Raw genomic sequence first — 9,361 nt, 5'->3', positions numbered from 1 at the left:
TCTAAATGCTATGACGGATGAGCTGCATGCGAAGCTGGAGACGTTTAGAACGTAAGACTAACTCTCATCTTCGATAAAGATAGCATCAAGCAATCCGTCGACAAACTCATACTTGTCAAAGAATGTTAAGTTTTCTGGCTGTTCGCCTGTTCCAACGTAAAGAATAGGAAGTTCAAGTGCGTAAGCAATGCTGAAGATGCTTCCCCCTTTTGCCGTTCCATCAAGTTTTGTGATGATAATGCCGTCAATCCCTATCATCTCATTAAAGGCTTTTGCCTGAGCGATTGCGGAGTTGCCCTGCGTGCCGTCAATGACAAGAACAGTTCTGTGCGGTGCGCCGCTATGCGCTTTATCGCAAATTTTTGCTATTTTTTTGAGCTCGTTTCCAAGGTTTGTCTGCGTATGAAGTCTTCCCGCAGTATCTATGATGACGTTGTCAAATCCTCTTGATTTTGCAGAGTCTATGGTGTCATAAGCAACGGCAGAACTGTCATGACCCTGTTTGGAAGCGATGATGGGGATGTCGAGTTTTTTTGCCCAGAGAGTTAGCTGCTCTATGGCTGCCGCTCTGAAAGTATCTCCCGCTCCAAGAATAACTTTTTTGCCCTCACTCTTATAGCGAGCCGCAAGTTTAGAGATTGTGGTCGTTTTTCCCGCACCGTTTACTCCGATAATCAGCTCGACAAACGGAGAAGTGAACTTTGGTTCTTCGTATGATGTGTAGGCAAGGGTGGAAAGAAGCTTTGAACGTAAAATATCGCGTGTTACATTGTCTTGATATATTTCGCGAAGTATTATCTCTACAAGGGCATACTCGACGTCAGCTTCGAGTAAAATATCTTCAATCTCATCTTTTGTGAATGATATTTTCTTTTTTGGAACTACAGATTTTATGGCATCTGCAGTTTTGGAGAGAGATTTTTTTATAAAACCAAACATCTATTTATCCAAAGCATTTCTGATGTCGCTGTCAATAAACTCCTCCTCTGTAGCGCCGACATAGTAGTTTATAAGCTTTGCATCTTTGTACATTGCCATAGTAGGGATAGGAAATCTCTCTCCAAGTTCGAGCTCTTTAACCAATTCGTTTACAAGACGGCGATTTTGGTCTGAGTTGACAAGAAGATATTTCGCACCGTAAGTCGTTGCAAAATCTAGAAGTTTTGCATCCTCAATCTTGTCCTCAATAGTTATGCCGATAATAATTAAATTATCTTTATGCTTCTCTTGAAGTGAGCTTAGATGAGAAGCGGCTGCACGACATGGAGGGCACCATGTGGCAAATATATCAAAAATAACTATTTTGCCCTCCGCGCCCTCTAGCTTAAAACCTTTGCCCTCTTTTTTGACAACATACTGCTTTTTATCAAGTCCCGTTAACACATACTCTTTTGCTGCAATCATCTCGTTTGCGCTCTTTTTCTCTTCATTGTTTGAACACCCCTGAAAAAGTAGTGTCGATACAATTGAGAGGGATAAAATATATTTTTTTAACATTTGCTTACCTTGTTTTCTTTTTTTTAAGTAAAATTAGCGAAATTATAGCCACAAAGATTTTACATGCCTCTTACAAAAGCAATTTTTAGACAAAATTGTCTACAAAAAATTAAAAGCAGTCCGCTGCATAATCAATTTTACAAAAATGCCAAAATAGATGCTAAGCTCCTTAGGGAACTTAAAAGATTTAAAAACAAAAGAATACTTTTTTATACTTCACTCCCTTTTGAGGCAAATACTTTTAAATCAATTCAAAAGTTGAGAAAAAAATGTGATATTTTTGTTCCATTTATGGAAGGCGAAAGTTTTAAGATGGTACCATTTAGGTTACCGCTGAAAAAGAAAAAATTTGGTATTTATGAAGCGGGAAAAAGTTTAAGAGATATTAAAAAAGTTGATGTAGCTATAGTGCCCATTGTTGGCGTAGACGGAAATTTACAAAGAGTTGGTTTTGGAAAAGGGATGTACGATCGTTTCTTTGAAAAGTTAAAAAAGAGACCGTACACGATTTTTATACAATCAGAATTTTGTTATACAAAAGAGTTCATTTGTGATGCATACGACATTACATGTGATGTAATTATTACGCCAAATATTAATGTGCAAAATAAAAATATAGCTATAAAGAGGAATCAAAATGCTAAACGAGATACTAATTGGAGGCTCAATCGCTTCCGTTAGTGGACTTTTAGGTTTTTTCATTTCTAAAAAAATAACGAGTGCTAATTTTGATATATATGTCGAAAAAGCAAAAGCTCAAGCAAGTGCGATAGAGAATGAGGCGCAGTTGCTTCTTTATAAAGCAAATATAAAATCTCAAGAGATAGAGCTAGAGGCTACAAAGTTGTATGAAAATGCAAAAGAGAGAGCCAAAGCTGATCTTGCACAAAGAGAAGATGAGATTCTTAGGAAAGAGCAGAGCTTTAAACGCTATAAACAAAATGAAGAGAGAAGACTTCAAGATGAAGTGTCTGTCTTAAAAGCAAGACAAGTTGATTTAAAAAGAAATGAAAAATCCCTAGGCTCACTAAAAAAGAGATACGAACAGAAGATAGACGAGGCGCTAAATGCCATAGAGCACTGCGCTGGAATGACAAAAGATGAGGCAAAAGCCGTTTTACTTGAAAAAGTAGAAGAGAAGTCGCGAGCAGATATAGCCCATATTGTAAGACGTTATGAAAATGAGGCAAAAACCGAGGCTAAAAAAAGAGCAAACTATATTTTAGCTCAGGCTACAAGTAGATATGCGGGCGAATTTGCCGCAGAGCGGCTTACAAATATTGTCCACCTCTCCGATGATGAGCTAAAAGGGCGCATCATAGGCAAAGAGGGCAGAAATATTAAAACCCTAGAGACTCTTTTGGGAGTTGATATTATTATCGATGATACCCCAAATGCGATTATGCTCAGCAGTTTTAATCTATATAGACGTGCTATTGCTACAAAAACCATAGAGCTTCTCATAGAGGATGGGCGTATTCAGCCTGCTCGTATTGAAGAGATTTACGGCAAAGTGTGCGATGAATTTGAGTCTGAAGTTTTAAATGAGGGCGAGGAGATATTGGCTGATTTGGATATCGGTGTAATGCATCCTGAGCTTATAAAACTCATAGGAAAGCTTCGTTATCGTGCAAGTTATGGACAAAATGCACTTGCGCATACACTTGAAGTTGCACATCTTGCAGGAATAATGACGGCTGAGATGGGCGGAGATGTGAAACTTGCAAAAAGAGCAGGGCTTCTGCATGACATAGGCAAGGCTCTAACGCATGATAACAACGGAAACCATGTCGACTTGGGTGCGGCTATTTGCAATCGCTATAACGAGCATAGTGTAGTTATAAATGCTATTTATGCGCACCACGGGCAAGAAGAGATAAACTCTATAGAGTGTGGTGCAGTCTGTGCTGCGGATGCGCTCTCGGCTGCAAGACCGGGTGCCAGACGTGAAGTGCTTGAGAGCTTCTTAAAGAGAGTTACCGAGATAGAAGAGATAGCCTCAGAGCATACGGGTGTAAAACAGGCTTATGCAATCAATGCAGGACGAGAGGTAAGAGTGATCGTCAATGCCTCTTTAGTCAATGACGACGAATCTGTTTTAATGGCGAAAGAGATAGCCAAGGAGATAGAGCAGAAGGTTCAATATCCAGGCGAGATAAAAGTAAATGTCATCAGAGAGAGCAGAGCTGTAGAGTTTGCAAAATAAGATATAAAGAGGATGTCTATCTAATAGACATCCTCGGTAACATTCATCTCTGAATCGTCGTATGGGTCCATGTGAATAAGCACATGCACATGTTTATCTTCAAAAAGTGCGCGAAATTTTGCTTCAAGTCTATCCGATATGAGATGTGCATCATAGAGCGATATGCTAACATTAAAGACCACATGAACAGAGATGAATATATGAGAACCTGACTCTCTGGTTTTTAGGTCATGATAGCCGTTAATATCCTTTTGGGTCTCTAAAACCATTTCGATTTTTGCTAAATCTTCTGGTGATGGAGCAGCATCCAGTAGCATAAACATCCCCTCTCTTATAATAGGCATTGCCGAGTAGATCATATAAAAGGCAATACCTATACCTAAAATAGGGTCTATAAGATACTCTCCCGTAATGGAGATAAGCCCTAGTGCAAGCAAGATGGCACCGTTTGAGAAGAGGTCCGTTTTGTAGTGAAGTGCATCTGCTCTTATGACCATATTTTTTGTTTTTTTAGCGACATAGTTTAAAAAAGCGACTAAAAATGCAGTGATTACAAGAGAGGCAATCATAACGGCAATACTTGTTCCTACATACTCCATCGGCGTGTAGTTTACAATTTTTGATATCGCTTCATAGAGTATGAAAAGTGCTGAAAAAGAGATGACAAACCCCTCTATAACAGCGGCAAGAGGTTCAATTTTGCTGCGTCCGAAATGAAATTTATGATCAGGGTCTTTCTCTGAACTATTGAGAGCAAAATAGTTAAAAAGAGATACCGTTAAGTCAAGAAGCGAATCAATCGCCGAGGCTAAAACAGCAATAGAACCGCTAAATATACCAACACTCATCTTCATAAGTACAAGCACCGCCGCCACACTTGTTGAGACAACCGTAGCTTTCTTTTCCAATCTCATCAAACTCCTTATAGCTATCTTTTGATACAATTATAATTAAATTTTTTTAAGATAAAGTATAAGATGAATATAGATGCACTAAGAGAAGAGCGACAAAAGTGGATGAAGTGGAAAAATATAGCGCCGCTTCGTGAAGCGCTTGATGGTTTAGAGGATGGTTCATGGGAGGTAACTCTCGGCGATGTTGTGAAAATAAGCGGTAATTACCCAGACCTGCCGGAGATACAGAGAGTGGCACGCATGATGATGCCTTGGAGAAAGGGACCGTTTGAAATATTTGACACATATATAGACTCCGAGTGGAGAAGCAACATAAAATACAATCTGCTGCGCAAACATTTTAATTTAAAAGATAAGAGAGTTGCCGATATAGGGTGTAACAATGGATATTATCTTTTTAGAATGCAGGAGGACTCTCCAAAATCGCTTGTAGGCTTTGATCCTTCGCCGCTTTATAAGACACAGTTTGATTTTATAAATCACTTTGCTAAAAGCAGCATTATCTATGAGCTTTTGGGCGTGGAGCATTTAGAGTTTTATGAAGAGAAGTTTGATACTATTTTTTGTTTAGGGGTTCTTTATCACAGAAGCGATCCGGTTGCTATGTTAAAGTCTCTTTACAAGGGTCTTGATAAAAAAGGTGAAGTGATACTTGACACTTTTTATATTGAGGGTGATGAGGAGATGTGCCTATGTCCCGAGTCCTCATACTCTAAGATACCCAATATCTATTTTGTACCGAGTATAAAAGCTCTGAAAAATTGGTGCACAAGAGCAGGATTTAGCGGATTTGAAGTCTTGGAGAAAACCGTGACAAACAGCGACGAACAGAGAAAGACTTCATGGATGGAGGGACAATCTTTGGAGGATTTTTTGGATAAAAATGACAGCACTAAGACGGTAGAGGGCTATCCGGCTCCTGCTAGAGTTTATGTAAAATTAAGTAAGGATAATAGATGAGCGAGAGAGAAGATAGAGATTTTGAAGATAATGAAGAGCTCGAAGTAGAAGATTATAGAGCTAAAGATGATGTACTGCTAAAAACGCATGAAGAGGTCAATCATGATCTCTGCGGAGAGATAGAGAAGATGGACATTGGGTATGTTAAACTAAAACTTGTAACCACCCATGATATGATTGCCGACTCAAAGGGTTTAATCCATGGAGGCTTCGTTTTTGGCGCGGCAGATTATGCCGCTATGGCTGCCGTTAATGAAAGAAATGTTGTTTTAGTCGCAAGCAACTGTCAGTTTTTATCTCCTGTAAAATTTGGCGATATAATAAATTTTACGGCTAAAGTGCGTCATAAAGAGGGCAGAAAAAGAAACGTGCATGTTATTGGCAATGTTTTGGATATTAAGGTTTTTGACGGTGAGTTTAAGACCGTTGTGACGGATAGACACGTACTGAAATTAAGACTGACAGAGGAAGAGGGGGAGGAGTACCATAACGAGCACGACTAAAGGTTTGCTATCCAGTAGTCGCTGTATTGCTGCTCTTGCTTGATTGTTGTCGTGTTTCCATGCCCTGGATATATCGTTTTGTCGTAGGGGATTTTCTTAAACTCTTCGAGAGATTCTCTCATCTGCTGCGGTGAGGAGTATGGAAAATCTGTTCGTCCGATGGAGCGCTCAAATATAAAATCACCGCTAAACATTGCATCATTTATCTCTATTGTGGAGCACCCGGGTGTATGTCCTGGAAAATGGCGAAACTTCACTTTTACCCCGTTAAAGTCAAACTCCTGATTTGGTTCTACTTCTACGTCAGGTTTTGAAGGCGGCAGATCAGGACTCCATGAACTTCCCAAAAGAAGCATTACATCCTCTTTTGGGGTGTAGAGTGGAACTTTTAATCTCTTTTGCAGCTCTGCATTGCTCCAGACATGGTCGAAATGTCCATGCGTGTTTAAGATGGCAACAGGGTTGGTAACATTTTGCATAACCCACTCAGTAGCGCCGATACCAGGATCAATTATAAAATCCATCTCCTCAAGGGTTACTATGTAGCAGTTTGTTTGGTACTCTCCCATCGCTTTTGCTTTTATCTTCATATTCATACTCCTACTAATTAATCTCATATAATTTGAACTCGTCCAAATTATATTCAGGCACTAAAGCTTTGCCCATAAGGGCAAGAGGAGTCATTTTGACTCCTTTTTTTATGAAAGTATAACATTGGTAACTAAAATTCCGTAATAAAAGTCAAGGGCTTGACCTTAATTTGTTTATTATTTGTTTTTGAAGATTTTTTGTGATTTTAGCATAAAGTTGTTTATAGAGGCGGTAAAACCTCTATTTTAAAGGAGAAATAGCGGAGACCCTAAGACTGAGCAAGAGTTCATTTTGTGCGTGTATTTTATAAACCATTTGTTTGATATCATGGAAATCTTCAATATCTGCTCTGATATGTGTTACTTCGTTCTCAAGTTTAGCGAACCGTACAACAACATAAGTCAGAAGTGATAAGAAAGTAATCACAACACCGATAAGGTTTATAAAAATATCAATGCTCATTATGAAAAATTAACCTGCTTCATTCCGAGAATATAAGCTTGTTCAACAAGAACACCGTTGATAGTTAGACCTTTTATAGCCGTAAAGATTTCATCTTCGTTCATTGTGTTTTTAGCAAGGAAGCTAAAATATGTTTTTGTACCAGCAAGGCTTTTTACCATTACGTTAACTTCATTTGCGACTGTTTCAACATCGCTCCCCTCAGTTCCCGTATGTTGTAAAACTTCCCACTCGCCATCAAGAAAATCTGTTGCAAATGCAATAGCATTAAGGTCATTTGTAGGAACGGTAATCGACTTTACTTTGTCGCCCAATTTGTTTCTAATTAGTGATTTTGCCATCGTTATGCCTCGCTTTTCATGTTGTAAGGATTTGCATACTCACAAGCAGTTGCAGAATTAAAATCCATATCCCAAACACCGACAACAGCCGTTCTCACTTCGTGAAAGTGTTTTGTAGCTTTTAAGTGTGGAATAAATACACTTTGAGAGTGAACCGCACCGCCTAATAGTTTCTTACCAACCGCAAAACCAACATGGTTAAGAATTAAAGGATTTGAGGGAGTTCCACCGCTTCCTTTAGTTTCCCATGTTTCAAGCTCGCCAGCCATGAGAGTCTTAAGTGTTGCTAAATCAGCAATAGAAGCAGAAACGTTTACTGTTTTAACGGTTTTGCCGTTTACAATTTGTCTAATCATTTTTGACACCTTTTTGTTTTTTAACTCTTTTTTTTGAGTTACGAAAGTTTAGAATGTTTTTTTAAGCTGTACAGATAGTGAAATATTTTTTAAAAAAGGTATCTATTTAAAGGGATTGGACAGAGTAGCATTTCACACTTTGTTTATTTTTTTTAAAAGTGGCAAGTACTTAAAGAACAAAAACTGTAAATAAAGAGCGGATCAAAGAGCAAAGAGCAAGAGCGCAAAATCAGCTAAAAAAAGAGGAAGCCAAAAAGCGTACACCCCTTTCCTTAATTTTTATGAAGTTTAGCATTTTTGAAAGCTGAAAAGACAATTAAGGGGCAAAGCCCCAGAAGTGTCTTATAAGCTTTAAAATACTTGGGTCGCATAAATGAAGGGAAAAGGGAGGAAGCTTTTTTACAGGCTACCACTTCATGTAAAAAAAGAACTTCTGATGCAAAAAGAGCTGCTGAGTCACATTTATATTTTTATCCTGTAACGTCACACTATTCTTGAGCAGATCCGTCACGAACAAACTTCTAAAATAAGAGGAACATCATCAGAAGAATTACCTAAATCTAAAGTGCCATTTATAATATCTGCTTTATAAGACTCTATCATCTTTATGTAATCAAGGGTAAAATCAATATATGAAATATTATGATTATTATCGCATGCTAGGTTGCTAGATTTAAAAGAAAGAGGTAATCCGCAAGAGGTACATTTTAGAGGAGTTGTACCACTTGATTGCATATCTACATAACCGAATGCTATAAAAATATCTGATAATTCCGTATTTTTCATTTTTTAAACAACCCCGCATAGACACCAGTAACAGACTGACCGTTTACCTCTAAATGTGTTTTAATCAGGGCGAAAAGCTCTGTTTCATTTATAGTATTTTTTATATTATGAAGTATCAACTGCCTTGAGACTCTTGATGTATCAGTCTCATGTTTTAGAAGACCTTTAAAAAGTTTTGTATATTGAAAATCATCGGATGGAATTATGCCGTCTGCCTGATATTCAACTTTTAAAATCTCTGTGAGCTTCATAGTTGATACTTGACTATAAAAATCTATTACAGACTGTAATGATTTCGCCTCAATGTGGTTTACAATGGTTCTTTGACCTTGTTTTAATTGAACTTTATATTGTGGCATTTTAAAGTATCCAATTATAATTATTAGGATTTTGAATGACATAAATTAATTTGGTACGGAAAAACTCAAGTTCAGAAATATCATAATGAGCACTTGCAGTAGAAATAGAAAGATTATAATATCTACCATTATAAAGAACAGTTAAACAAGTCTCAATCAAACCTCTAGAAGCATAATCACCAGTGAAAGGAGTTAAATCCTCCATATTAAAACTAACAAGCTTGGAAACCAAAGAGTCAAAATGAACATCAAAAGAAGTTAAAGAAATTAAATTTACATGAATACCACAAGAGGCATTAATAATAACCTTATCAGGAAGATAAGAATATGAAAGTGGAATGACCCCACTTATATAGACAGAAACTTATTCAGTTAACACCTTGTTT

Annotated in this window: 12 protein-coding genes; 4 read left to right on the top strand and 8 right to left on the bottom strand. The window is 37.7% G+C overall.

The genetic code is table 11. The annotated features are described in order from the left end of the window. Positions 1 to 57 precede the first annotated feature (57 nt). Together ftsY and RQ763_RS06105 are read right to left on the bottom strand one after the other, a co-directional pair. Positions 58 to 939, bottom strand: coding sequence for a signal recognition particle-docking protein FtsY (gene ftsY, locus RQ763_RS06110; RefSeq protein ID WP_314151782.1), 882 nt, complete (start codon positions 937 to 939; stop codon positions 58 to 60). Next, positions 940 to 1,497, bottom strand: a complete 558-nt coding sequence (locus RQ763_RS06105; RefSeq protein ID WP_314151781.1) for a TlpA disulfide reductase family protein — start codon at positions 1,495 to 1,497, stop codon at positions 940 to 942. A gap of 63 nt (positions 1,498 to 1,560) precedes the next feature. On the opposite strand from RQ763_RS06105, the gene RQ763_RS06100 reads away from it, so the two are divergent. Continuing rightward, positions 1,561 to 2,178, top strand: a complete 618-nt coding sequence (locus RQ763_RS06100) for a 5-formyltetrahydrofolate cyclo-ligase (RefSeq protein WP_314151779.1) — start codon at positions 1,561 to 1,563, stop codon at positions 2,176 to 2,178. Next, entirely contained in the window at positions 2,135 to 3,703 is a 1,569-nt protein-coding gene (rny, locus tag RQ763_RS06095) for a ribonuclease Y (protein ID WP_314151778.1), read from the top strand. Before RQ763_RS06100 ends, rny begins: the two co-directional genes overlap by 44 nt. A gap of 20 nt (positions 3,704 to 3,723) precedes the next feature. Here rny and RQ763_RS06090 read toward each other — a convergent pair whose 3' ends face one another. Then, the gene (locus RQ763_RS06090; protein ID WP_314151777.1) at positions 3,724 to 4,617 is read right to left on the bottom strand and encodes a cation diffusion facilitator family transporter; all 894 of its coding nucleotides are present in this window, start codon (positions 4,615 to 4,617) and stop codon (positions 3,724 to 3,726) included. Between the two features lie 63 nt (positions 4,618 to 4,680). On the opposite strand from RQ763_RS06090, the gene cmoB reads away from it, so the two are divergent. Then, a complete protein-coding gene (cmoB, locus tag RQ763_RS06085; RefSeq protein ID WP_314151776.1) occupies positions 4,681 to 5,577 on the top strand; it encodes a tRNA 5-methoxyuridine(34)/uridine 5-oxyacetic acid(34) synthase CmoB in 897 nt (298 codons plus the stop codon). Further along, positions 5,574 to 6,080 carry a hotdog domain-containing protein gene (locus tag RQ763_RS06080; protein WP_314151775.1) on the top strand — a complete coding sequence of 169 codons (507 nt, stop codon included), beginning with the start codon at positions 5,574 to 5,576 and terminating at the stop codon, positions 6,078 to 6,080. The genes cmoB and RQ763_RS06080 overlap by 4 nt, the downstream gene beginning before the upstream one ends. On the opposite strand, the gene RQ763_RS06075 is transcribed toward RQ763_RS06080, so the two are convergent. The 5 genes from RQ763_RS06075 to RQ763_RS06055 form a co-directional block, all read right to left on the bottom strand. Then, positions 6,077 to 6,670 (bottom strand): MBL fold metallo-hydrolase, encoded by a 594-nt coding sequence (locus tag RQ763_RS06075; protein WP_314151774.1) that lies wholly within the window; start codon positions 6,668 to 6,670, stop codon positions 6,077 to 6,079. The two genes, RQ763_RS06080 and RQ763_RS06075, sit on opposite strands and share 4 nt — an antisense overlap. Before the next feature lie 462 nt (positions 6,671 to 7,132). After that, positions 7,133 to 7,474, bottom strand: a complete 342-nt coding sequence (locus RQ763_RS06070; RefSeq protein WP_314151773.1) for a hypothetical protein — start codon at positions 7,472 to 7,474, stop codon at positions 7,133 to 7,135. A 2-nt stretch (positions 7,475 to 7,476) separates the two neighbouring features. Further along, positions 7,477 to 7,830, bottom strand: coding sequence for a hypothetical protein (locus RQ763_RS06065; RefSeq protein ID WP_314151772.1), 354 nt, complete (start codon positions 7,828 to 7,830; stop codon positions 7,477 to 7,479). Between the two features lie 507 nt (positions 7,831 to 8,337). After that, positions 8,338 to 8,616 (bottom strand): hypothetical protein, encoded by a 279-nt coding sequence (locus RQ763_RS06060; protein ID WP_314151771.1) that lies wholly within the window; start codon positions 8,614 to 8,616, stop codon positions 8,338 to 8,340. Beyond that, the gene (locus RQ763_RS06055) at positions 8,613 to 8,975 is read right to left on the bottom strand and encodes a hypothetical protein (protein WP_314151770.1); all 363 of its coding nucleotides are present in this window, start codon (positions 8,973 to 8,975) and stop codon (positions 8,613 to 8,615) included. Before RQ763_RS06055 ends, RQ763_RS06060 begins: the two co-directional genes overlap by 4 nt. Positions 8,976 to 9,361 lie beyond the last annotated feature (386 nt).

Origin of the sequence: Sulfurimonas sp. (genome assembly GCF_032250635.1) — a bacterium.
Lineage (GTDB): Bacteria > Campylobacterota > Campylobacteria > Campylobacterales > Sulfurimonadaceae > Sulfurimonas.
The sequence above is the reverse complement of the archived record's forward strand: the minus strand, read 5'-3'. Positions and strand labels throughout refer to the sequence as shown.

Coding starts and splice junctions, on each gene's coding strand:
- ftsY (WP_314151782.1), bottom strand. CDS start 939: ATGTTTGGTTTTATAAAAAAATCTCTCTCCAAAACTGCAGATGCCATA.
- RQ763_RS06105 (WP_314151781.1), bottom strand. CDS start 1,497: ATGTTAAAAAAATATATTTTATCCCTCTCAATTGTATCGACACTACTT.
- RQ763_RS06100 (WP_314151779.1), top strand. CDS start 1,561: ATGCCTCTTACAAAAGCAATTTTTAGACAAAATTGTCTACAAAAAATT.
- rny (WP_314151778.1), top strand. CDS start 2,135: ATGCTAAACGAGATACTAATTGGAGGCTCAATCGCTTCCGTTAGTGGA.
- RQ763_RS06090 (WP_314151777.1), bottom strand. CDS start 4,617: ATGAGATTGGAAAAGAAAGCTACGGTTGTCTCAACAAGTGTGGCGGCG.
- cmoB (WP_314151776.1), top strand. CDS start 4,681: ATGAATATAGATGCACTAAGAGAAGAGCGACAAAAGTGGATGAAGTGG.
- RQ763_RS06080 (WP_314151775.1), top strand. CDS start 5,574: ATGAGCGAGAGAGAAGATAGAGATTTTGAAGATAATGAAGAGCTCGAA.
- RQ763_RS06075 (WP_314151774.1), bottom strand. CDS start 6,670: ATGAAGATAAAAGCAAAAGCGATGGGAGAGTACCAAACAAACTGCTAC.
- RQ763_RS06070 (WP_314151773.1), bottom strand. CDS start 7,474: ATGGCAAAATCACTAATTAGAAACAAATTGGGCGACAAAGTAAAGTCG.
- RQ763_RS06065 (WP_314151772.1), bottom strand. CDS start 7,830: ATGATTAGACAAATTGTAAACGGCAAAACCGTTAAAACAGTAAACGTT.
- RQ763_RS06060 (WP_314151771.1), bottom strand. CDS start 8,616: ATGAAAAATACGGAATTATCAGATATTTTTATAGCATTCGGTTATGTA.
- RQ763_RS06055 (WP_314151770.1), bottom strand. CDS start 8,975: ATGCCACAATATAAAGTTCAATTAAAACAAGGTCAAAGAACCATTGTA.